At 60.3% G+C, this 23,260-nt stretch carries 21 protein-coding genes; 11 read left to right on the plus strand and 10 right to left on the minus strand.

The window, feature by feature from the left end; translation table 11 throughout:
- The first annotated feature begins 41 nt into the window (after positions 1-41).
- The 5 genes from L8K08_RS22130 to groL all read left to right on the plus strand — a co-directional run bounded on the left by L8K08_RS22130 (position 42) and on the right by groL (position 4,658).
- Positions 42-1,049 (plus strand): DUF481 domain-containing protein, encoded by a 1,008-nt coding sequence (locus L8K08_RS22130; RefSeq protein WP_145165448.1) that lies wholly within the window; start codon positions 42-44, stop codon positions 1,047-1,049.
- A 93-nt stretch (positions 1,050-1,142) separates the two neighbouring features.
- Positions 1,143-1,874 carry a HugZ family protein gene (locus L8K08_RS22135; protein ID WP_106578328.1) on the plus strand — a complete coding sequence of 244 codons (732 nt, stop codon included), beginning with the start codon at positions 1,143-1,145 and terminating at the stop codon, positions 1,872-1,874.
- A gap of 66 nt (positions 1,875-1,940) precedes the next feature.
- Complete coding sequence (locus tag L8K08_RS22140) at positions 1,941-2,417, plus strand: FxsA family protein (protein ID WP_242199924.1); 477 nt, start codon at positions 1,941-1,943, stop codon at positions 2,415-2,417.
- A 247-nt stretch (positions 2,418-2,664) separates the two neighbouring features.
- Positions 2,665-2,961: a co-chaperone GroES gene (locus tag L8K08_RS22145; protein WP_017846112.1), complete on the plus strand. Its 297-nt coding sequence runs from the start codon at positions 2,665-2,667 to the stop codon at positions 2,959-2,961.
- Between the two features lie 50 nt (positions 2,962-3,011).
- A complete protein-coding gene (groL, locus tag L8K08_RS22150; RefSeq protein ID WP_106578329.1) occupies positions 3,012-4,658 on the plus strand; it encodes a chaperonin GroEL in 1,647 nt (548 codons plus the stop codon).
- 88 nt (positions 4,659-4,746) lie between these two features.
- Here the strand turns inward: groL and L8K08_RS22155 are convergent, their stop codons facing one another.
- Positions 4,747-6,696, minus strand: a complete 1,950-nt coding sequence (locus L8K08_RS22155; protein ID WP_242199926.1) for an LTA synthase family protein — start codon at positions 6,694-6,696, stop codon at positions 4,747-4,749.
- A 201-nt stretch (positions 6,697-6,897) separates the two neighbouring features.
- Here L8K08_RS22155 and colR point away from each other — a divergent pair, with 201 nt between their 5' ends.
- The 5 genes from colR to L8K08_RS22180 all read left to right on the plus strand — a co-directional run bounded on the left by colR (position 6,898) and on the right by L8K08_RS22180 (position 10,668).
- A complete protein-coding gene (colR, locus tag L8K08_RS22160; protein ID WP_003208587.1) occupies positions 6,898-7,581 on the plus strand; it encodes a two-component system response regulator ColR in 684 nt (227 codons plus the stop codon).
- Entirely contained in the window at positions 7,571-8,851 is a 1,281-nt protein-coding gene (locus tag L8K08_RS22165) for a HAMP domain-containing sensor histidine kinase (protein ID WP_145165442.1), read from the plus strand. The genes colR and L8K08_RS22165 overlap by 11 nt, the downstream gene beginning before the upstream one ends.
- Positions 8,852-9,039: 188 nt before the next feature.
- Positions 9,040-9,720 carry a class I SAM-dependent methyltransferase gene (locus tag L8K08_RS22170; protein WP_145165440.1) on the plus strand — a complete coding sequence of 227 codons (681 nt, stop codon included), beginning with the start codon at positions 9,040-9,042 and terminating at the stop codon, positions 9,718-9,720.
- A gap of 4 nt (positions 9,721-9,724) precedes the next feature.
- Positions 9,725-10,444, plus strand: a complete 720-nt coding sequence (locus L8K08_RS22175) for a lipopolysaccharide kinase InaA family protein (RefSeq protein ID WP_119736897.1) — start codon at positions 9,725-9,727, stop codon at positions 10,442-10,444.
- Complete coding sequence (locus tag L8K08_RS22180; protein WP_145165438.1) at positions 10,441-10,668, plus strand: hypothetical protein; 228 nt, start codon at positions 10,441-10,443, stop codon at positions 10,666-10,668. The genes L8K08_RS22175 and L8K08_RS22180 overlap by 4 nt, the downstream gene beginning before the upstream one ends.
- 122 nt (positions 10,669-10,790) lie before the next feature.
- Here L8K08_RS22180 and L8K08_RS22185 read toward each other — a convergent pair whose 3' ends face one another.
- The 3 genes from L8K08_RS22185 to L8K08_RS22195 are packed head-to-tail and all read right to left on the minus strand — an operon-like array spanning position 10,791 to position 14,429.
- Positions 10,791-11,891 carry a DUF1513 domain-containing protein gene (locus L8K08_RS22185; RefSeq protein ID WP_242200005.1) on the minus strand — a complete coding sequence of 367 codons (1,101 nt, stop codon included), beginning with the start codon at positions 11,889-11,891 and terminating at the stop codon, positions 10,791-10,793.
- Between the two features lie 2 nt (positions 11,892-11,893).
- Complete coding sequence (locus L8K08_RS22190; protein ID WP_242199928.1) at positions 11,894-12,958, minus strand: imelysin family protein; 1,065 nt, start codon at positions 12,956-12,958, stop codon at positions 11,894-11,896.
- Positions 12,959-12,989: 31 nt separating this feature from the next.
- Entirely contained in the window at positions 12,990-14,429 is a 1,440-nt protein-coding gene (locus L8K08_RS22195) for a di-heme oxidoredictase family protein (RefSeq protein ID WP_242199931.1), read from the minus strand.
- Positions 14,430-14,568: 139 nt separating this feature from the next.
- Between L8K08_RS22195 and L8K08_RS22200 the strand changes: the two genes are divergently transcribed.
- Complete coding sequence (locus L8K08_RS22200; RefSeq protein ID WP_242199932.1) at positions 14,569-15,132, plus strand: NAD(P)H nitroreductase; 564 nt, start codon at positions 14,569-14,571, stop codon at positions 15,130-15,132.
- A gap of 138 nt (positions 15,133-15,270) precedes the next feature.
- On the opposite strand, the gene L8K08_RS22205 is transcribed toward L8K08_RS22200, so the two are convergent.
- The 6 genes from L8K08_RS22205 to L8K08_RS22230 all read right to left on the minus strand — a co-directional run bounded on the left by L8K08_RS22205 (position 15,271) and on the right by L8K08_RS22230 (position 23,106).
- Positions 15,271-17,409 (minus strand): methyl-accepting chemotaxis protein, encoded by a 2,139-nt coding sequence (locus L8K08_RS22205; RefSeq protein WP_145165430.1) that lies wholly within the window; start codon positions 17,407-17,409, stop codon positions 15,271-15,273.
- Positions 17,410-17,548: 139 nt separating this feature from the next.
- On the minus strand, positions 17,549-17,950 hold the full coding sequence (locus L8K08_RS22210) for a YbaN family protein (protein ID WP_145165428.1): 402 nt from the start codon (positions 17,948-17,950) through the stop codon (positions 17,549-17,551).
- A gap of 153 nt (positions 17,951-18,103) precedes the next feature.
- Positions 18,104-18,712, minus strand: a complete 609-nt coding sequence (locus L8K08_RS22215; RefSeq protein WP_242199934.1) for a biliverdin-producing heme oxygenase — start codon at positions 18,710-18,712, stop codon at positions 18,104-18,106.
- 152 nt (positions 18,713-18,864) lie between these two features.
- Positions 18,865-21,429: a TonB-dependent receptor gene (locus L8K08_RS22220; RefSeq protein ID WP_242199936.1), complete on the minus strand. Its 2,565-nt coding sequence runs from the start codon at positions 21,427-21,429 to the stop codon at positions 18,865-18,867.
- Between the two features lie 115 nt (positions 21,430-21,544).
- Positions 21,545-22,513, minus strand: a complete 969-nt coding sequence (locus L8K08_RS22225; RefSeq protein WP_145165422.1) for a FecR domain-containing protein — start codon at positions 22,511-22,513, stop codon at positions 21,545-21,547.
- Positions 22,514-22,587: 74 nt separating this feature from the next.
- Complete coding sequence (locus L8K08_RS22230) at positions 22,588-23,106, minus strand: sigma-70 family RNA polymerase sigma factor (RefSeq protein WP_242199938.1); 519 nt, start codon at positions 23,104-23,106, stop codon at positions 22,588-22,590.
- Positions 23,107-23,260 lie beyond the last annotated feature (154 nt).

Consider the following 23,260-nt stretch of genomic DNA (forward strand, 5'->3'; position numbering starts at 1 on the left):
TAGCGCCCCTTTTTCGCCAACCCTGAGCCCCGAATACGCTTATGTTGTCCAGAACCCTGCTGTGCCTCGCTGTTTTCAGCGCCTCCACGCCCCTGCTCGCTGACACCGTGTGGTTAAAGAACGGTGACCGCCTGACCGGCAAGATCAAAGTCTTCGACGGTGGCAAGTTGCTGATTCAGACCAGCTACGCAGGGGCCATCCCGGTGGATTGGAAGCAGGTGAAAACCCTGGAAAGTGACCAGGAGCTACTGGTCAAGCAGGACGCGTACAGCGGTGAGAAGGCCAAATCCCTGAAAGCTGCGGATGACGGCAAGGTGGTGCTGGCCAATGGCGAGGCGCCCAAAACCGTGGAACTGGCCAGCATCCAGCAAATCCTCAAGCCCAAGCCGGTCATCGAAGACCTGGTGTGGAAGGGCAATGTCGACCTGGCGCTGGACTACAAGCGTGCCGACAAAGACACCAACGACTACGACGTGGACTTCAAGACCACGGCCCGTCACGGCCAGTGGCGCCATACCGCGCAGGGCGAATACAACCGCGAGTTCCAGGACGACGTCACCACCACCGACAACTGGGCGCTGGAATATGACCTGGACCGTTTCATCACCGAGCATTGGTTCTGGCAAGGCCGCCTGACCTACAAGCGCGACAAGGTTGAAGACTTGTCCCGCCAGCGCACGGTCGGTACCGGTCCTGGCTACCAGTTCTGGGACGATGAGCTGGGCGCGTTCTCCCTCGGTTCGCTGGTTAACCGCACCGATTACGAATATGCCGACGGCGGCAAATCCAATTTCTACTCGCTGGCCATGAAGTGGAACTACAACCGCTACCTGGTGGGCAAGACCGTGGAGTTCTTCACCAACGGCGAGGTGGGCAAGCCGCTTGCCGGGCCGTCCGATTACTCCCTCGATGCGCAAATGGGCCTGCGTTACAAGGTCACCGAATGGGCGTCTCTCAACCTCAAGGCTGAACGCGACATCATCAGTGGCGAATCGCAAAGCAGCCTGAGCAAGACCCGTTACACCGCAGGGTTCGGTGTGGCCTGGTAAGTGCACTCTGGCAACCTGCGCGGATATTGATTACCTTGTGTTGAGATCCATTCCCATATGCTGTGGGCGGCGGAATACCCGAGGAGTCATACGTTGAGCGCGCACGTTGCCAAGAACGCCCGAGAGCTGTTGCTCAAGGAATACCGTGGGGCTCTCTCCACATTGTCCAAAGCCATGCCCGGTTTTCCCTTCGGCTCGGTCGTGCCGTATTGCCTCGACGAGCAGGGTCGCCCGCTGATCCTGATCAGCCGTATCGCCCAGCACACCCATAACTTGCAGAAAGACCCCAAGTGCTCGCTGCTGGTGGGTGAGCGCGAGGCCGATGACGTGCAGGCAGTGGGACGCTTGACCTACCTGGCTGAAGCCGAGAAACTCGAAGATGCCACCGCCATTGAAGCGGCTGCCGAGCGTTACTACCGTTACTTCCCCGATTCGGCCAACTACCACAAAGCTCACGATTTCGACTTCTGGGTACTTAAGCCGGTGCGTCACCGCTATATAGGCGGGTTTGGTGCGATCCACTGGGTTGACCACCTGACACTGGCCAACCCGTTTGCAGGCAAGGCTGAGCGCAGCATGGTCGAGCACATGAACGCCGACCACACCAAGGCCATTGCCCATTACGTCGCGCTGACCGGCTTGCCGACCTTTGAACCCGCGCAACTGGCCGGCATCGACAGCGAAGGCATGCACCTGCGCATTGGCCAGTCGCTGCATTGGTTGCCGTTCGCGACGCCTTGCAACACTCCGACACAAGTACGCGAAGCCCTGGTTTCATTGGCTCACGCTGAGGTCTGGCCGAAAAAAGAGCCTGCCAACGCTTGAATTCACGAAATGGCGACGTCATCTAAGGTGGACTGGCAAGGCATTCTTGCGTTGAGGAACCATTTGATGCGCCCTTTTTTATTGCTCTTTCTGCTGTTCCCGGTGCTGGAGCTGTTCGTATTCGTTCAAGTCAGCAGTGCAATCGGGTTTTTCCCGGCACTGTTATTGATCATTCTCGGCTCGATGCTCGGCGTTCTGGTGCTGCGCGTCGCCGGCTTGGCCACAGCGTTGCGTGCGCGTGAAAGCCTGAACCGCGGCGAGCTGCCCGCTCAAACCATGCTGCAAGGCCTGATGATGGCCCTGGCCGGTGGCCTGTTGATCCTGCCGGGTTTCATCAGCGACGTGGTCGGCTTGGTGATGTTGCTGCCGGTCACTCGCAAGCTGCTGGCCGGCAAGATGCGCCAGCGCGCCGAAGAAGCGGCGATTCGCCAGCGTGCGTTCGCCGATGACCTGCAACCCCGTGGTGGCCCGGCTCCGCGCCCGCCGTTGGGACGCGAGGGCGATGTGATCGAAGGCGAATTCGAACACCGCGACAGCAAATAACCGCTTTATTGGCACGGCACCTTCGGGTGCCGTGTTGCTTTTGTGCGTCGGCAAACATAAAAAATTTCCGCCGTGGCCCCTTGTAATAAGCTTATGCGCCCTTATGTAACGGTCACCGCAAGGTTTCTGGTGGCGACACCAGACAGACTTCCGCGTCTTGCTTGGCGAGGCGCGACCGGCACAGCCGGAATACAACCCGCCGGTACCGATACCGGCCGATGAAAAACACAATTAGGAGAGATCGACAATGAGCAAGCTTCGTCCTCTGCACGACCGCGTCGTTATCCGTCGCAGCGAAGAAGAAAAGAAAACCGCTGGCGGTATCGTTCTGCCAGGTTCGGCTGCTGAAAAAGCCAACCACGGTGTGATCGTCGCTGCAGGCCCAGGCAAGACTCTGGAAAACGGTGAAGTGCGTGCGCTGGCCGTTAAAGTCGGTGACAAGGTTGTTTTCGGCCCTTACTCCGGCAGCAACACTGTGAAAGTTGACGGCGAAGACCTGCTGGTAATGGCTGAGAACGAAATTCTCGCTGTACTGGAAGGCTGATTTTCCCGCTCATTTTTCCGTTACTCCAAAGAATTTAAGGAATATCGATCATGGCTGCTAAAGAAGTTAAATTCGGCGATTCCGCCCGCAAAAAAATGCTCACCGGTGTCAACGTCCTGGCTGACGCAGTAAAAGCGACCCTGGGCCCTAAAGGCCGTAACGTGATCATCGAGAAGAGCTTCGGCGCTCCGACCATCACCAAGGACGGCGTTTCGGTAGCAAAAGAAATCGAACTGGAAGACCGTTTCGAGAACATGGGCGCGCAGCTGGTCAAAGACGTTGCCTCCCGTGCCAACGATGACGCAGGCGACGGCACCACCACCGCTACCGTTCTGGCTCAAGCTATCGTCAACGAAGGCTACAAAGCCGTCGCTGCCGGCATGAACCCGATGGACCTCAAGCGCGGCATCGACAAGGCGACCATCGCTGTTGTTGCTGAGCTGAAAAACCTGTCCAAGCCATGCGCTGACACCAAGGCTATCGCTCAGGTCGGTACCATCTCCGCCAACTCCGACAGCTCCATCGGCGACATCATTGCCGAAGCCATGGAAAAAGTCGGTAAAGAAGGCGTGATCACCGTTGAAGAAGGCACTGGCCTGGAAAACGAACTGTCGGTTGTAGAAGGCATGCAGTTCGACCGTGGCTACCTGTCCCCGTACTTCGTCAACAAGCCAGAAACCATGGTTGCCGAGCTGGACAGCCCGCTGATCCTGCTGGTCGACAAAAAGATTTCCAACATCCGTGAAATGCTGCCAGTGCTGGAAGCCGTTGCCAAAGCCGGCCGCCCACTGCTGATCGTTTCCGAAGACGTTGAAGGCGAAGCCCTGGCGACGCTGGTTGTGAACAACATGCGTGGCATCGTTAAAGTCGCAGCCGTCAAGGCTCCAGGCTTCGGCGACCGTCGCAAGGCCATGCTGCAGGACATCGCTGTTCTGACTGGCGGTACCGTCATCTCCGAAGAGATCGGCCTGAGCCTGGAAAGCGCCACCCTGGAAAACCTGGGCAGCGCCAAGCGCGTGACCATCTCCAAGGAAAACACCATCATCGTTGACGGTGCTGGCGTAGACCAGGACATCCAGGCTCGCATCACTCAGATCCGTGCCCAGGTTGCCGAAACCTCCTCGGACTACGACCGTGAAAAACTGCAAGAGCGTCTGGCCAAGCTGTCCGGCGGCGTTGCAGTGATCAAGGTTGGCGCTGGTTCCGAAGTTGAAATGAAAGAGAAGAAAGCCCGCGTTGAAGACGCCCTGCACGCAACTCGTGCAGCCGTTGAAGAAGGCGTGGTACCTGGCGGTGGCGTTGCGCTGATCCGTGCTCTGGAAGCTTTGGTTGACCTTAAAGGCGACAACGCTGACCAGAACGTGGGCATCGCTGTACTGCGTCGTGCCGTTGAAGCTCCACTGCGTCAGATCGCTGCCAACTCCGGCGACGAGCCGAGCGTTGTCGTCAACGAAGTCAAGAACGGCAAAGGTAACTACGGTTACAACGCTGCCACTGGCGTCTACGGCGACATGATCGAAATGGGCATCCTGGACCCTACCAAGGTGACCCGTTCGGCATTGCAGGCAGCGGCCTCCATCGGCGGTCTGATCCTGACTACCGAAGCTGCGATCGCTGATGCACCGAAGAAAGAAGGCTCGGCTGGCGGCGGTATGCCAGACATGGGCGGCATGGGTGGCATGGGCGGCATGATGTAAGCCAGCCTTACCCGGCACCTGAAAAACCCCGCCTGCAGTGATGCAGGCGGGGTTTTTTTATGCGCGGTGTTTGCCGCCGGCACGCCGGTCAGCGTGTGCTCACCTGCGGGATGACTTCTTTGGGTGCCTTCCAGCTCAGCAATTGTTGCTTGAAGCCGTAGCTCGCGCCCTGATAGTAGGTGATTGCGCGCTGGATCAACGGGTCGTCACTGCCCACGCGCAACTCCTGGCTCTCACCCAGCGCCTGGTCATGGCGACGCAGGCCCTGACGCGGGCTGAGGATCGCCAGGTCATTGCCGTCAAACAGCCCAAGGTGTTGGTAGTTGCCGATGACGACACGCGGCGGCAGCGGATTGTCCTGCAACAGGTTGCGGCCGAAGAAGGTCGACTCGTAGCTCAGGTTGATCAGGCCCAGCAAGGTGGGCGCCAGGTCGATCTGGCTGGCCAGTTGCGCGGTTTCACGCGCTTCAATCAGCTTGGGTGCATAGATGAACAGCGGGATCTGGTAGTTGGCGACAGGCAGGTCCTCTTTGCCTGCGCTGCCGGCGGTGTGGTCGGCGACAAACACGAAGATCGTGTTATCGAACCAGGGTTTCTGGCGTGCCGCATTGAGGAACTCGCCGATGGCGTGGTCGGTGTATTTCACCGCGCCGTCACGACCATTGCCGGACTTGATATCAATGCGCCCTTCCGGATAGGTGTAGGGGCGATGATTGGAGGTGGTCATCAGTTGCAGCAAAAAGGGTTGCTGTTTGGCGTAATCGGCGTCGGCCAGCTTCAGGGTTTGCCGGTAGAGGTCTTCGTCGGCCATGCCCCACGCGTTTTTGAACGAGATTTCTGATTCGGCCACGCTGCTCTGGTCCACCACCCGGTAACCGTTGCCACTGAAAAACGCGTTCATGTTGTCGAAGTAACCACGCCCGCCGTAGACAAATACGCTGTCGTAGCCGATGGCACTGAGGTGTTGGCCGAGGCTGGCGAAACCGCTTTCACGCCCGATACGTTTGACAATCGAGCGGCCTGGCGTAGGGGGAATCGCCAGCGTGATCGCCTCCAGGCCACGGTCTGTACGGGTGCCGGTGGCATAAAAGTTACTGAAGTACAGGCTTTGTTTACGCAAGGCGTCCAGATTGGGCGTGAGGTTGCGCCCATCGCCGTTGCTGCCCATGTACTTGGCGCTGAAGCTTTCGATGGTCACCAGCACGATATTGGGTTTGCGCAATGTGCCGGGGTTGGTGATTGCCCGGCGTATGTCCAGCGGGTCAGTGCCGACGAAGCGCGCATTGGGCTCACTGAGTTCAGCGCGCAATTGCCTGGCGACGACGTCGTCAGGCAGGCTTTTGTAGAACTGTGTGTAATCGAGCTCATTATTTCGGAACGCGGCGAAAAACTGATACGGGCCATTGCTGGCCAATTCATTGTTGTAAGCGTTACCGCCCTGGGCGCGTGGGCTGTCCTGGCTGATCAATTGCAGGCTGAGCCCGGCGACGATCAATAAGCCCAAGGCATTCAGCAGGCGGCCACGCATGGGCGGCAGAGGCGCGCGCATCGCCGCGTTGAACGGCTTGCGCAGGGCCAGGCTCAACACAATCGCCAACATCGCCAGCAAACTGAGCAGCTTGCCGATCGGGTAGGACTCCAACAGGTTGTTCAATACCTCATTGGAGTACACCAGGTAATCGACGGCGATAAAGTTGAAACGCACGCCAAACTCATCCCAGAACAGCCACTCCGCAACCGAGGTGAACAGCATCGCGAACAGGCTGACTGTCAGCACAGCCTGCAGGAACCAGCGATGGCCGCGGCGACGCCACAGCGCGGGCGGGCACAGCAGCAAGTACAGGCCCAGCGGCAGGGCGGCGTAGGTGAGAAAGCCCAGGTCGTAGAGCAAGCCGACGCCAAACACCGGCAGCAGGTTGCCAGCGACTTCGTCCAGGTGCGTGAAGAGCAGCACACCGCGGGTGATCAGGAAAATAACCAGCCAGGTGCCGGTGACGAGCAGCAGAAAGCGCATAGGCGCTGTTTTGAGAAAACCCATGTCTATGTTCCTTATATCGATGGGCGGTGATCTTCGGCCTGACACTGTAGTCAGTTTGTGAAGCTATAGTGAAAAACTTGTTGGTTTATCTTATTGGTTGAAAACCTTTATCGACACGGCTCTGAGGTCTATCCCTGAGCCACACTTGGCCTTAAGCTGCGCGAGCCAACACGGCCGTTACCGCGTACGGAGACACTGCCCATGCGAATTTTATTGGTTGAAGACAACCGCGATATTCTGGCCAACCTGGCCGATTACCTGGGGCTAAAGGGCTACACCGTGGACTGTGCGCAGGACGGTTTGTCGGGCCTGCACCTGGCCGCTACCGAGCATTACGACTTGATCGTGCTCGACATCATGCTGCCTGGCATCGATGGCTACACCTTGTGCAAACGCCTGCGTGAAGACGCCCGTCGCGACACGCCGGTGATCATGCTCACCGCCCGCGACCAGTTGGATGACCGGCTGCAGGGCTTCAAGTCCGGCGCCGATGATTACTTGCTCAAGCCGTTCGCCCTGTCGGAGTTGGCCGCCCGCATAGAAGCCGTGCTGCGCCGTGCCCAGGGTGGCGGCCGCCGCGCCCTGCAAGTTGGCGACTTGAACTACGACCTTGATACCCTGGAAGTCACCCGCGAGGGGCGCCTGCTCAAACTCAACCCCGTGGGCCTGAAGTTGCTCGCGGTGTTGATGCAAAAAAGCCCGCATGTGCTGCGTCGCGAAATTCTCGAGGAAGCCTTGTGGGGCGATGACTGCCCGGACAGCGACAGCCTGCGCAGCCACGTCCACCAATTGCGCCAAGTGATCGATAAACCCTTCGCCAAACCGCTGCTGCAAACCGTGCACGGTGTGGGTTATCGCCTGGCCGAGGGTCGTGATGGAGTTTAAGCAAAGCCTTGCCCAGCGGATCATCATCGCCTTTGCCTTGATGAGTGCGTTGGTGGCAGGGGCGTTCGCCATGGGCATTGTTGCGACCGTGCACCTGGTAGAAGAAAAACTGATTTCGGCGGGCTTGGGCGGCGACCTGCAACGGCTGTTGTTGATGGACAGCGTCGAGGACTGGAGCCACCGGCCGGAGCCCGATCAGCTGTTCTATTTCAGTGGTGGGCGCGGGGATTTCGAGCTGCCCAAGGATTTGCGGCACCTGGAACCCGGCTTTCATGAGGTGTTCCGCGAGGCGCTGTCGTACCACGCCATGGTCGAAGTGGTGGATGGCCGTCGGTATGTGCTGCTGCAGGACCAAAGCGACTTCGAGGAGCGCGAGCGGGTTTTATTTGCCGTGGTGCTGGTGGGCTTCGTGCTTAGCCTGGCGCTGGCGGTGTTCCTTGGTTGGGTGTTGGCGCGCAAAGTGATGGCGCCGGTGGTGCGGCTCGCTCGCCAGGTGCGCCATCGCGACCAGTTGCTGGGCCTGGCGCCACCGCTGGCACCCGATTATGCGGCGGATGAAGTCGGCGAACTGGCGGTGGCCTTCGATGCCACGCTGGGGCGTCTGCGTCAGGCGTTATCACGCGAGCAGTTGTTTACCAGTGACGTCAGCCATGAATTGCGCACGCCTTTGATGGTGCTGGCCAGTTCCTGCGAACTGCTGCTGGAAAACCCGGCGATCGATCAACGCGGCCGCAATCAGGTTGAGCGCATCGCGCGTGCCTGCGAAGAAATGCGCGAGCTGGTGCAGACCTTCCTAATGCTGGCCCGTGCCGAACACGATGAAGCAGCCATGTCGCCGCAGGTCACGCTGGCGCAGGTGGCGGACGATTTGCTCGGCATCTGGCGCGAGCCTATCGAGCGCAAAGGCCTGGCGTTGATCTACCAGCCAGGCAACCCTTCGGACGCGCGCTACAACACCACTTTTCTCCACGCCGTTATGGGCAACCTGTTGCGCAATGCCCTGCATTACACCGAGCAGGGCTTCATCCGCCTGACCCTTGAACCCAGCGGTTTTGTGGTGGAGGACACCGGTGTAGGGATTCCCGAAGACAAGCGTGAGGCGATGTTCGAGCCGTTCGTGCGTGGCAGCGAAAAGCGTGGCGAAGGGCTTGGCCTGGGTTTGTCGCTGGTGCAGCGTATCTGTGAGAACCAGGGTTGGACGGTCAGCCTCAGCACGATGGAACCCAACGGCTGTCGTTTTCACGTGCAGTTGAGTCAGGTCAAGCCCTGACACTTGCCCCTGCCGTTATCCTGCCAGACATCCCCGTAAATCGGCGAAGATGGCCCCATGCTATTGCTTGTGTCTGTAAAGTCTTGAAATGTATGAGATTGGACAGGACAAGTTTTTCACAACGGGTTGACCTGTTGATCACAGTTCGCTGCATAAGGTTGTAGGCATCAGCTACTGGAGATCCGTTGATGTCTACCCCGATCAAGCTCGATTTTTCTGAAAAGTACGACGATCAGCACGCGCAAAATTATTTGCTCAAGCATCAGGACAATCTGGCTCGCCGGTTGTCCCACAAGCGCGACGAGCAATTGGCGCGGGGTGCGCTGGCCATGGCCGGCGAACCTGGCCTGGTGTTGGACCTGCCGTGCGGCGCCGGGCGCTTCTGGCCGCTGTTGGCTGAGAAACCCAACCGTGTGATTATCGGGGCCGATAATTCAGCGTCGATGCTCAAGGTCGCGACCGTTGCTCAGCCAGCGGACGTGGTGAAACGGGTACGACCCTTGCAGACGTCTGCCTTTGATATCGATTTACCGGATAACTCGGTCGACAGTATTTTCTGCATGCGCTTGCTGCACCACATTGGTGATCCGGCGCACAGGATGACAATACTGCGAGAATTTCAGCGGGTTACCCGCGACAGCGTGATTATTTCGTTGTGGGTGGATGGCAATTTCAAGGCCTGGAAACGCAAACGCGCCGAAGTGAAACGTCGCAACAAAGGTGAGCAAGAAGGTTACCAAAACCGGTTTGTGTTACCGGCTGCTACTGTCGAGGCAGAGTTTGAGCAGGCCGGTTTCCGTGTTCAGGAATCCCTGGACTTCATACCGCTCTACGCCATGTGGCGAGTATATGTATTGCGTAAGAGGTAACAGGATGGCAGTTGAGTGCGTAGTAGGCAGTCATGTAGCTCCCGAGGAACGATTCGATTTTTTCTGGCGCCTGCAGGGCGAGTGGGTTGAAGAACCCAATCGCCGACGTGGCGGTGAAAGTGGTGTGCAACGCGTGATGAGCCCCAACGGCCGCTTGCTTTACAGCAAACGCCAGACCGGTCACATCTATCGCAGCTGGCTTCACCCGTTTGGGCGCCCGACCGTACTGCGTGAGCGTGATGCCCTCAGGGGGTTGCGTTCATTGAATGTACGCGTGCCGGAGCTGGTGTTCTGCGAGGCACGTCGCGACCCTGAACATCAATGGAAAGCGTTGTTGGTGACTGCGTCGCTCGACGGTTTCGACGAAATCGAAAACTGGTACGCCGCCGGTGGTCGTGAGCAATACGGTGAGGCGGTGCATGAGCGCCTCCTCAAGGAATTGGCGGGCACCCTGGCACGTATGCACAAAGGCCGCTGGCAGCATGGCTGCCTGTACATCAAGCACGTGTTCGTACGCGTAACCGGCGAAGGCGACTCGGCCAAAGTCGAAGTGGCGTTGCTGGATTTTGAAAAATGCCGGCAGCGTTTGACCGCTTATCGGGCGGCGTCCCATGACATGCTGCAACTGCGGCGCCATTCGTCGTGGAACGATACCGACTGGAAAAAACTCAGCTACTTTTACGAGACGGCGTTTGGCAGCGCTATCAAGGGTTTAACCAGATGAAGCTAGAAATAGCACGAGGTTTGTTCCTGGTCGGCGCGTTGGGCATTTCAGCCCTGGCGCTGGCTGCCTGGGAGCTGCCTCGGACACAAGTGCTCAGTGCGGTGCAAGGGGGCGGGCAATGTCCGTTACCGCGCATCGCCAAGGCGAATGTGGCGGTCAAGCCTGATCATGAGTTGTTGTTGTTCATGTTCGGGATGTCTCAGGGCATGAGGCCGCAGAGCTGAATAAAGCGTTGAACAGATTCAAACCCCCGAGAAAGGGCCTTGCGATGCGAGGTCCTTTTTTTTGGCTGTTGATTTGGGGTCCAGCACCTGTCCGTGGCCGCAGTCACGGACGGGTGCCGATTTCAAATCACGTGCAGATGGTTATCCCAAAACCCGGACGGCAGCTCCAACGGCTTAGCCACCAACTGCTTCTGGCGACAGTCGTAGAAGCGGCAGCGTCCCTGGCCTGAAGTCACCACAAACCCGTCCGCTACCGCACCCACGCCAGCGCAGTCGGGCAAAGGCCCATCCAGGCGCAGTTCGCCGCTGTCCATGTCCCAGATAAAAAAGCGATTGCCCCGTGGCGCCGTCAGCGCGACCAGGCGTAACTCACTGTGCACTGCGACGCTGGCGGTGTAATGCCCCATCGCCTGCAGCTGCTCATCCGCCACCGGGAACGCCACAAACGGCTGCCCCGGTCGCTTGATCGCGAGCAACTCGGACCGCTCCTGAGACGGCCCCATGAACTGCTGCCCCGTGAGAATTGTGCCGTCGCCGGCAATCCCCATATGACGCACGCTGTTCATCTGCTGGGCCAGGGTTTCCTTGCTGATCAACCGGCCATCGCGATGCATCAATACCAGGCTTGGCTCCATTGCATTGAGGTTCATCTCAACCCGGCTTTCAGCCTCGGTGCGAATCCCGCCGTTGGCCACCACCAGGGTTTCTCCGTCGGGCATCCACGAGACCTGGTGCGGCCCGATACCGTGGGTGGACATCTCGCCGCTGTGCACCAGCCGTTCGCCTTCGAACTTATACACACCCAGCAACCCACGGCCCGGGTCGGACGTGTCGTTCTCGGTGGCATACAACCAGTCGCCGCTCTTGTGGATCACCGCATGCCCATAGAAATGGCGATTGGCATTCGACGTGATGGTCTGCAGCAACGCGCCATCACGCAGGTTGATCAGGTAACTCTCAGTGCCCGGGCGACGGGCCACAAACAACGCAATTGGCAACGTCGGGTGGTTGATGATGTCGTGGCAACGCTGGCCAACCTGGGTGGCAAACAGCTGCTTGCCGTCCAGGTGATAACCCACGGCGTAGTGCTTGCCGTCCGCATCATCCCGTGCGGACAGCAGCAGCGGGCTGTTCGAGCCCTTCTGCTTGAACAGCGTCCAACCGCCCAACGTGAGCGCGCTGAGCAGCACGCTGCCCACCGCCAAAGCCTGTCGCCTGAGCATCATCAGTCACCGTCGTTGGCGTTAAAGCCCAGTTGGATGCCCAGCGCTTTGGCCAGCTCACCTTCGTGCAGGCGGTGGACCACGTTGAGGCTGTCGTAAATGTCGTTGAGCTGCTGGCGGCCGGCGTCGTCGGCCAACATTTCATTGAGCGTGCGCTGATTGCTGGCGAACAGCTTCAAAGACGCGGCGTAGGCGGCGTCGATCTTGTCTGCCAACGACTTCTGCTCCGACGGCAACAAGCCACGCAGGCCTTTGTTGTCGACGCCAGCCCACACGGTCTGGGCCGCGGCCAGGCTGGCTTCCAGGCTTTGCAGGGACGACTGGCTGCGCCACGCATCGGCCTGGAACGGTTGCGGGATGCCCTTGGTCTGGCGACCCATCGGCGTGCCGAGTTTTTTCTTCAGCGTGTCCAGCGCAGTGACTTGCACGCGCAGCAGGTCAGCGATGGCTTCGTGGGAATCGGCGTAGCGCTGGTTGGGGAACTTGGTCATCTGCGCGAGCATGCCGTCGGTGCTGTTCCAGCTCGCCAGGATCTCTTCAGCCAAGGCTTTCTGGCGCTCGCCGATGGCGACCAGCAGCGGGCAGTAACGGGCTTTCTGCGCTTCGTCGGCGACGTCGGTCTTGGCGTCGTAGAGGATGTATTCGTAGGCCGACAGGCCTTGTACCACCACGCTGGACTTGGCCAGGGCGGCGCCGTCGATCTGCGGCTGGGCGGTGACCAGTTGTTCGACTTGGCGGCCGACCAGGTTTTTCTTGTCCGGCCAGAACTGCACTTGCCACGAACGGTTGCCCTCGGCCAGCGGGCCGATCAGCAGCGGTTGCAGCTCGGCCCAGGCTTTTTGCGCGTGGAGGAAGTCGGCGCGGGCGGTCTCCAGGCTTTCTTTGCCCTGGCAGTAGGCGAGGGCGCTGACGGCCAGTTGGCGGTCGGCTTCAACCCAACGGCTGTAGGTCGGCAGGATCACTTGCTTGGCGATGGCCGCCGAGGTCACCGCTTGCGGGTCCTGCGGCGAGCAGGCGCCAAGGGCGAGGGCGGCCAGGCTTGTGAACAACAACTTGGGACGAAACATGTCGAGCTCCCTTCTGTAAGTGCGGCAAAGCTTATAAAGAATTCAGGAACGCCAGCAACGCGGCACGCTGCTCGGCATTAAAGGACAGCACATGCTGCTGCGCCGCGTGTGCTTCACCGCCATGCCACAGCACGGCTTCGAGCAGATTGCGGGCGCGGCCATCATGTAAAAACTGGGTGTGGCCACTGACGGTCTGTGTCAGGCCAATGCCCCACAACGGCGGCGTGCGCCAGTCGCGGCCACCGGCCTTGAATTCGCTGCGGTTGTCGGCAAGGCCTTCGCCCATGTCGTGCAACAGCAGGTCGCTGTAGGGGCGAATCACTTGGTTGGCCAGTTCGGGTTCGGCGGCGCCTGCGGCCGTGGTGAACGTGGGTTTGTGGCAGCCCTGGCAACCGGCCTGGTAGAACAGGTTTTTGCCGGCCAGCACCTGCGGCGTGTTGACGCCACGGCGCACCGGCACGGCGAGGTTGCGGGTGTAGAACAGCACCAGGCGCAGGATGTTATCGCTGACTTCCGGCTCGCCATCGGGACCATTGCCGTTGGGGGCCTGTTTGCAGGCGACTTGGGCGTCGGTGCAGTCATCAAAGGGTCTCAGGGACGTGGTGAGGCCCATATCACCAGAAAACGCGTGAACATTTTGTTGATTGAGGTTGGGTTGCCCGGCTTTCCAGCCAAAGCGCCCGAGCACGGTTTTCTGCTGGGCGTCATCCCAGACCCAATTGGCGCGGCCGACGAGGGCTTCTTTGTCGGCCGTTTTCGGGTCGGTGTTGCGCAACACATCGGCATCGCTGATGGCTTCGAGCAAGCCCAGGCCGATCATGGGCGGGGCGATGCGCGCCGAGAAAAGTGTATCCGGATGCATCGGGCCGTAGCCGAGCTGGGTGATGCGCAGGTCGGGCTTGCGCAGCTCGACCACGGTGCCGTCCTTGAACGTCACGTTGACCGGTATGTAATCCACGCGCACCTTGCCTTCCGGCGCCACGCCCGGCACGGCCATGTCTTGCAATTGCCCGCCGTAGACCGGCTCGGGCACTACGCCGAGCTGCTCGATGATTTTGGCGTAGGGCGCCGGCTCTGTCATCGGCACGGGAATCGACAGGCGCACCAGCATCGACACCGCATTGGGCGCGTCGGGCAACGGTGGGTGACCCCGGCCGTCCTTGATGTGGCAGTTCTGGCAGGCGTTGGTATTGAACAGCGGGCCCAGGCCGTCGCGCGCGGTGGTGGTGGACGGCGCGATCACCCACGGGCTGCGAAAGAAGCTGTTGCCGACGCTGAAGTCCAGGCGGCGGGTCGGTGCCAGGTTGGTCGAGGGCAGGGAAAAGGCGTTCTGGTCGCGCTTGTTCACCGTCGTCGCGCCGCCGGCTCGCGCTTCACCAGGTTCGGCCTTGGTGAAACGTGGGACGTCATCGCAGGCGGTCAGGCTCAAGGCCATCAACGCTGCGGACAGGCGAAAAAGCGAACCGAACATCAAGTTTCCTGAAGCAATGGCCAAAATTAGGCCGCAAAGTCTAACAGGGCGGGGCTCAATGAATAAGAGCAATTATCGTTTGGTCGAATCCGATTCATTCCCGCTAGAATGGCCGCACATTTTTCTCTGGAGGTGGCCAATGCAGGCTCTCGACGCTTTGCTCAACCGTGTTTCCGTGCCGCGTTTGCTGGAACCGGCACCGACCCAGGAGCAGCGCGATGTGCTGTTCGCCGCCGCCATGCGTGCGCCGGACCACGGCCAGTTGCGCCCATGGCGTTTTCTCACCGTCGAAGGCGCGGCCCGCGAGCAGATGGGCACGCTGCTCGCCGAAGCGGCGCGCCTGCAAGACGCCGACGCGCCGCAAGCCGCCATCGACAAAGCCCAGAACGGCCCACTGCGCGCGCCGTTGGTGGTGGTGGTGATTGCCCGCCTGCAAGAACACTTCAAGGTGCCAAAATCCGAGCAACTGCTGGCGGCGGCGTGTGCGGCCCACGGTATTCTGCTGGCGGCTTATGCACAGGGGATCGGCGCGGTGTGGCGCACTGGCGAGCTGTCCTACTCAGCGCACGTGGCGAAAGGCCTGGGGCTGACGGCGGATGAGGAGGTGATTGGCTTCCTTTATCTGGGCACGCCGCAGAACCCGCCGCGTGTTGCGCCGAAGGAAGATGTGGCGGCGTTTGTTCAGGCGTGGACTGGCCTTTAAACCTCTGCAGTTCTGCTCTTTGTGGGAGCTGGCTTGCCTGCGATAGCGGTGTGTCAGCCATAAAGGTATGGACTGACCCACCGCCATCGCGGGCAAGCCCGGCTCCCACAGAGACCTCTATCGGTTTCAGCAGTGGTGTTACACCTTGAACTGGTCCATCAACTTCATCTGCTGGCTGGCCAAGGCATTCAGTTGACTGCTGATGGCCGCCGACTCGGTGGCCTGGCCAGTGAGGGTTTCGGTCACGGTGCGAATTGCCGAGACATTGCGATTGACCTCTTCGGCCACGGCGCTTTGCTGCTCGGCGGCGCTGGCGATTTGCAGGTTCATGTCGCTGATGACTGTGACCGCGTCGCTGATCTTGCCTAGCGCCTGCACGGCCTGATGGATCTGCCCGGCATTGCTCTGGGCCTGATGCTGGCTGGAATGCATGGTGGCCACCACGCCACGGGTGCCGCTCTGGATGCGCTCGATCACCAGGCGAATTTCTTCCACCGAATCCTGTGTGCGTTTGGCCAGGTTGCGCACTTCGTCGGCCACCACCGCAAACCCACGCCCGCTTTCCCCGGCGCGCGCTGCTTCGATGGCGGCATTGAGGGCCAGCAGGTTGGTCTGCTCGGCAATGCTGCGGATCACTTCCAGCACCGAACCGATCTGCTCGCTGTTCACCGCCAAGGCCTCGACCTCGCTCACTGCCTTGCTGACTTCTTCGGCGAGGGTGGTGATGTCGCGGGTGCTCTGCTCAATGATTGACATGCCCTCGCGTGCCGACTGGTCCGCGCCGCGTGCCGCGCTGGCTGCGTTGGACGCGCTGTTGGCCACGTCGTGGGCGGTGGCGCTCATTTCATTGGACGCCGTGGCAACCTGGTCGATTTCGCGGAACTGCACCTGCATGCCTTCGCTGGTCTGGCGCGCGATGGCTGATGACTGATCAGCCGTGCCGCGTGCTTCGGTGATGCTTTGTTTGATCTGCGCGATGGTCGGTTGCAGCTTGTCGAGAAAGCGGTTGAACCAGTTCGCCAGCTCGCCCAGTTCATCTTTTTTAGCGTAAGTCAGGCGCTGGGTAAGATCGCCTTCGCCGCTGGCGATGTTCTTGAGCATTGCGGCCACGGTGTTGATCGGGCGGGTCACGCCGGTGGCGGTCAGCCAGATCAGCACCAGGCCCAGCAATGCGGCGGCGGCGCCGACCAGCAAGGCCTTGAGCGTGCCGGCTTCCTGGGCGTTGTCGAGGACGCCTTGCAGTTTCAAGGTGTCAGCCAGCATCACGTTCTTGGGCAGTTTGATCACGATGCCCCAGGACTTGGCGTCGGCAATCGGCTTGACCGGGTACACGGCGCGGATCGTGTCGTCTTGCTCGCGGATCGTGCGCGTGTCGTTGGCCAGCAATTGCACAATCTCTTTGCCCTCGGCGCCCAGGATGTCGATCAGGTTTTTGCCGACCCGCGCCGGCTCGCCGCTGTAGGCCGCGATCAAGCCGGTGCTGGAGAGAATCTCCAGATGCGCGGCACCGTCGAAGAGTTCTTTTTGTGCTGCGTCGGTCACCGCCTGCAGGGTGTTGAGGGCCAGGTCGACACCCACTACGCCGATGACCTTGCCGTCGACGATCAACGGCAGCGAGAGGGTGGTCATCAGCACTTGCTTGCCGGCCACGTCGTCGGAGTACGGGTCAAGCAGGCAAACAGTGCGCGTGTCCCGTGGGCAGGTGTACCAAATGTTGTAGGGCGTACCGCTGAGATTGAGGGTGGTCTTGGTCAGGTCTTCCTCGACCATCACCGTGTTCAAGCCTTCACCGGCGGCGCGGCTCCAGTAGCTCGAAAAGCGGCCTTTTTCATTCGAGACGCGGGCCTTGTCGTTGACAAACTCGCTGTCCTTGCCATCCAGGCCATTGGGTTCGAACGACAGCCAGATCCCCAGCACCTTGGTGTTGCGCTCAAAGGCGGTCTTGAGGCTCTGGTTGAGTTCTTCACGCAGGGCACCCGCTTCCAGCCCGCGCTTGGCGGCGGTGGTGCGCAGGCCCTTGATCTGGTCGGCCAGTGCGGTGACCACCACCAGGCTTTCGCCAAAGGTTTTCTGCAGCTGTACCGCCTGTTCGCCGGCCTTGGCTTGCAACAGGTTCTGCACACTGTTGGTGAGCATTCGCGAGCTTGAATCGCTGACCAGCCGGTTGTTCTGATCGGCTTCGTAGAGGTTGACGCCGACGACCAGTGCAATCACCCCCAACAGGCAGAGGCCGGACAGCAGCACGATTTTCAAGCGGATAGAGAGGGTGTCGAACATAGGTTCACTCGCGATTGGACTTGTTGACCTGCAAGCAGGGCGAGCCAAGTCCATTCGGCGCTATGTCCGGAACATCGGCGTAACGAGATGTTTCATGAGGGAAAGGCGATGAGCGGTAGGAAAAAGACTACACGCCGCGCTATACGGGGGCTGCAAGCCGTTCCGGGCGTGACCATATCCACAGGTTGCCCAGGCTCATGCCGGCGATTGCCAGGTAGATCGGCCAGCCGTGATCGAGCATCACCAGCATCAAACCGGCGCACAGCAGCATGCTGACGGTGGCGCTGACTTTGGCACGGCGCGCGATGATCTTGCCGTTGCGCCAATTGAACAGGATCGGCCCGAACAACCGGTGGTTTTCCAGCCAGGCACTCAGGCGCGGCGAGCTTTTGGTCGCGGCCCAGGCGGCAAGCAGGATGAATTCAGTGGTGGGCAAACCCGGTATGACAATCGCCACCAACCCAATGCCCAGGCTGACGTAGGCCAGCAGGCCGAAGAGGATCTGCGCGATTTTTGAGGTGGATTGGGTTTTGCCGGTCATAGGTTGGGTGATCACAGAAAATCAGGTTGAAATGAGATCCAAATGTGGGAGCGGGCTTGCTCGCGAAGGCGGTGGTTCAGTCATGCATATGTCGACTGACACACCGCTTTCGCGAGCAAGCCCGCTCCCACATTTTTAATCGCATTCCAGCAGTCAGGCCAATTCAGGGGCGCTAGCGTACGCCTGTTCCAGTAGCATGGTGAAGCGCACAAACGCGTCGATTGCACCTTTTTCTACTGCGGCTTCTTCTTCGGCGCTGAACTCAAGGCCGTCGAGGGTACGCGTAAAGCTTTTCCAGTCTTCAGCACGGCCACCGGCCGGCTCGCCGAGGTGGCGGGCGCCGAAGGTTTCGCTCAGGCCCAGGCCCACGGCGCGTTTGATCAGGAACGCGGCGCCCAGCTTGGAGCCTTCGGAGACGAACAGCCAGCCCAGGGCTTCGGCCTTGCTCGGGTTCTTGACAGCGCCAGCGACCGGTGCAGGCACTTCAGTGTCCAGGTCGCCGAGGTCCAGCTTGGCGGCTTCGGCGCGGCAGCGTTCAGCCAGGTCGGGGACGATCTTGATCAGCTCAGGGTCGTTGTACAGCGCCACGAGTTCCGATTGGAACAGGTACTGCGCGACCACGAAGCGGGCGAAGTTGGCTTGGGTTTCGAACGGGGCGTGGGCTTTGACCAGCGCATCGAGCTTGGTGTGGGGCGCGTTGGTGATCTGGTTCAGGCGCTGGGAGCGCAGGCTTGGGCGTTCTGCGGTAGGGGAAGCGGTCATCGAAAAAAGTCCTTGAGAAGAGTAGCGCCTGGGTGCCCTAAAGAGAGCTGTTATCAACTAGACGAACAAGAAGACGCGGCACAGTAAAAAATCCTCACCTCGCCGGTGAAATTCCGGCGAGGTGAGGAGGCGGCATTTGGGGTGAAGGGCTATCAGATGTCCCAGATCAGGTTGATCGCGAAGTTGCGGCCGGGCTGGGTCAGGCGGTCGAGGTTGGCGGGCGCTGTCACGCCGGCTTCGCCGACGCCGTCGTAGCTGCGCACGTCATCCCAGTTCCAGTACTTCTTGTCGGTGAGGTTGTAGAGGCCGCCGTTGATGGTCACATCGTGGGTGACTTTGTAATAACCGGTCAGGTCGACGATGCCGAAGCCTGGCGTTTTGAACGGCGCACTGGTGCTGCCATCCGGTGCGTGGAAGGTGGTGCTGTCGACGCGGTTCTGTTTTTTGACCAGCGTCCAGCTGACCAACGCGCCATATTGCTCTTGCTCGTAGCCCAGGCCGAACACGCCTTTAAGCGGGTTGACGCTGTTGAGCGGCTCGCCGTTGTCGTCGTTGCGGCCGTAGGTGTAACCGACCGAGCCTTGGGTGTAGAGGCCTTGCGGTGCGCCGAACGCGTCGAGGTTCAGGCGGCCCTTGGCTTCAACCCCTTTGATGGTGGCGTGCTTGATGTTATTGGCTTCGAAGGTTTGTATGTCACCGCCGGCGACCGAGGCGTCTTCGTCGATAAAGTTGCGGTACTTGTTGTAGAACACCGCGATGTCGAAAGAGCCCTCGTCGAAATTGCCGCGAATCCCGGTTTCGATGCCCTTGCTGGTTTCCGGCTTGAGGTTCGGGTTCGGCTCGACGGTGTAGCCCAGGTTAAGGTTTTCAAAGCGACCATAGAGCGCCTTGGCCGATGGCGTGCGGAAACCCTCGGCGTATTGACCGAACCAGGTGTATTGATCGGTCAGCGCATAGGTGAGGCCGAATTTGGGCGTTACACGGTGCCAGGTTTTTTCTTTGTCGCTGACCGGGTAGGCGCCGGTCGGGTTTACGGTGTTGAGGAATTCCTGGGTCAGCTTGGGTTTGAGCTGGGTGTAGTCATAGCGCACTGCCGGCAGGAAGGTCCATTTGTTCCAGGTGATCTGGTCCTGGGCGAACAGCGAGTAGGTGTTGATGGTCGGGTCCGGGAAGTCGCTGGATTTTTTCACGCTGTCGCTGGCTTGTGGGCTGGGTGCGCCGATGGCTGTGCAACCGGAGCCGACGGCGAGGCAGGAGGCCGAGCCTTTGCGCGAGCCGGTGACCTTCTGCTGTTTGAGTGTGGTGCCATAGGTCACTTGGTGATCGGTTTCACCAATGTTGAAGGCCTTGTCCAGTTGGGCGTCAAAGACCCACTGTTTTTCTTCGTAAAGCGTGTCACGGGTGCGTAATACGCGACGGCCCGCCTGGTAGATTTCGGCGGTGGTCTGGTCGGTCTTGGCGATCTGGTAGTTCAGGCTGGTCTTGATGCGATCGGCAATCGGCGACTCGAGGGCAAAGGTGTTTTCCAGGCCGAAGCGCTCGCGAGTGATGGTGTCGTTGCCCGAGCGGGCGCGGTACAAATTCATCCCGCGACCGCCGATGAACGGGCCGCCCACGGCGTTTTTCAGGTTAACGTCGCGGTCATCCTTGAACTTCTCGTAGGTCAGGCCCAGTCGGTTGTCATCGCCATAATTCCAGCCCAATTTGGCCAGGATATTGGTGGTGCGCGCGTCTTCCGGGTTGGCACCGGTGCGGGCCAGGCCGGTGGCGTTGTTGCCGTCGTAGGATTCCATTTCATGGCCATTGCGCTGGCTCAAGTGCAGCAAACCGTCGAAGTCCTGCACGCGGCCGGCAACGGTGCCTGAGGTCAGCCAGCTGTCGTCGGCGGAGCTGTAGCCGGTTTTCAGGCGGGCACCGACGTCCTGGCCGGGCTTGATGATGTCGTCCGGGTCGAGGGTGAAGTAGCTCACTGCGCCGCCGATGGCGCTGCTGCCGTACAAAGCCGAGGCCGGGCCACGCAGGATTTCCACGCGCTTGACGATTTCCGGGTCGACGTAGTTGCGGCGCGTCTTGGCGTAGGGGCCGTTGAAGAAGTTGTCCGGCACTTCGACGCCGTCGACTTGGGTGAGGATGCGGTCGCCGTCGATGCCGCGAATGTTGTAGCCCGCGTTGCTGGCGCGGGTGCCTGCGCCGCCGACTGATACGTTGGGCTCGTAGCGCACCAGTTCACGGATGGTGTTGACGTTCTGGCGGTCCAGTTCCTGGCGATCATGCACAGTGACCGTGCTGGGCACGCTGTTGACGTCCTGTTCGTTACGCGTGGCGCTGATGGTCACCTGTTGCAGGTTGAGCACGCTGCCGGCTGCGCGTTTTTCCAGCACGATATTGTTAGTGCCCAGTTTGCGATAGCTCAGGTTGGTGCCCACCAACAACCGGTCCAGGGCTTTTTCGGGTGACAGCGGGCCGCGTGCGCCAGGGGACGAGACACCTTGGCCCAGCTCTGCCGGCAGGCCGACTTGCCAGCCGGTCACGGCGGTAAACGCGTTCAGCGCCGAGACCAACGGCTGCTGCTCGATGCTGAAATTGTAGTTGCCGTGGCTGCGGGCAACCGGCTCGGCGGCAGTGGCGGCCATGATTGGCGCGCTGGCCAGCAGCATGGCAGCGGTCAGCAATGACAGGACGGGCGAGGAAGACCGGCGATTGAAACGAGAGGACATCGAGAGCGCTCCGGAGTACGAATCTTATAGTTGCGAACCGAATCAAATAGGAATCAGTTGCATTGGCTATAACGAGACGTACCGCCGGTTAACATCGAGTAAAAATAATTCTCATTTAGTTCAAAATGACCAGCGCCGGATATTCCGAGAGCGTGGCCGAGGTGATGTGCGCCAGCGAGCGCACCACGTCCAGCGGCTGGTCGAGGCGGTAGTTGCCGGTGACGGCTGTACTGGCGAGCTTGTCGTTGGTGTTGATGATCCAGCCCGGGTAATAGCGGCGCAGCTCGGCCAGCACGTCGCTCATCGGGCAGTTTTCGAACACCAGCCGACCTTGAACCCAGGCCAGGTCCTTGCTCACATCCAGCTTGGCGGGTTGGCCAAAGCCTTTGGGGCCGATGCGGATGCTCTCACCGGCACGCAGGCGCACACGGGCATCGTCGAAGGTATTGCTCAGGTCGACGTCACCGCGCTGCACCTGCACCTGGGCCTCGCCGTTGAGGTAGCGCACGGCGAAGTCGGTGTCGCTTACGCTGGCGCGCACCGGCCCGGCGTCAATCTCCAGAGGCAGGCCGCGGTTGGGCGCAACTTCAAAAAACGCCTCGCCCTGGTACAGGCGGGCGATGCGCTGGTGGTCTTTGATGCTGCTGGAAAACGCCGAGTTGGTGTTCAGCAGCACTTTGGAGCCGTCGTCCAATTGCACGCGCTGGCGTTCACCGACGACGGTGAGGTGGTCGGCTTGCAGGCGCACGGGCAGGTTGCTGAAGCTGAACAGGCCGATCAACAGCACGGCGGCGGTGGCCAAGGGTTTCCAATGCGGTTTTATCCGGCGCCAGACGCTCGGTTTGCGCGGCGCTGCCAGGGCCACGGCGGCGCTGTGCACTGGCGCTCCGCCCCAGGCGGTTTGGGCTTTGTTGAATGCGTGTACGTGTGCCGGGTCACTGGCCAGCCAGGCATCGAACTGCGCTTGCTGCCCGGGTTGCGGGCACTGCAAGACGATCAGCCAGTCGAGGGCCTGGTCCATGGCAGTGTCTTGCAACACCTCATGAGCCAGCTCATGGGGGCGCAGTTTATTCGGGTCTGTCACGGTGTTCCTCGGGTCTTCGCCACGTTCTATTCATCTTTCCTACAGACTGGATCGCCATATCTGTCGGCTGAAGCTTAAGGCTGATCCAGCCGTTCAGCCACTCCTACACAGATGGCCATGATCAATTTCAGTTCCTTTTGCACGGTGCTCAAGGACACTTGCAACTGGTCGGCAATCTCTTGGTAGCTGCAACCGTGCAGGCGGCTGAGGATGAATATCTGCTGTTGGCGAGCGCTCAGCTGGCCGAGGCTGATGCTCAGGTGTTCGAGCAATTGCTCGGCCTGGGTGGCGTCTTCGGGCGTGCTGATGGGCGCGGCGACACTTTGCAGCACGTCCAGCGGGACATCTTCCTGCAAGGTGCGGGCTTGAATGCGCCGCGAACGCAGGTGGTCCAGCGCCAGGTTGCGGGCAGTTTGGTAGACGAAGGGTTCGAGGTGGTCGATCGGCCGCTCACTGAGGGCCCGGGTGACGCGCAGGTAGGTTTCCTGCAGCAGGTCCTCGGCGGTGCTGTGGTTATTCACCATCCGCTGCAAGGTGCGAAGCAGAATCACCCGTTGGGTGATAAAGACTTGGTTGAAGCGAGATTGGCTCACAGTGCTACCAGATCGATTTGCAGTTAATGATAATGCTTATCATCAACGGAAATGGCAAGTGGCTATTGCTGTGAGCCTGCACCGATCAAATGTGGGCGAGTGCTTTTGTGGGAGCCGGGCTTGCCCGCGATGCAGGCACCTCGGTATTTGAGTC

The sequence above is a fragment of the Pseudomonas sp. TREG-RG-20F-10-E-6-01 genome (assembly GCF_022662455.1).
Lineage (GTDB): Bacteria > Pseudomonadota > Gammaproteobacteria > Pseudomonadales > Pseudomonadaceae > Aquipseudomonas.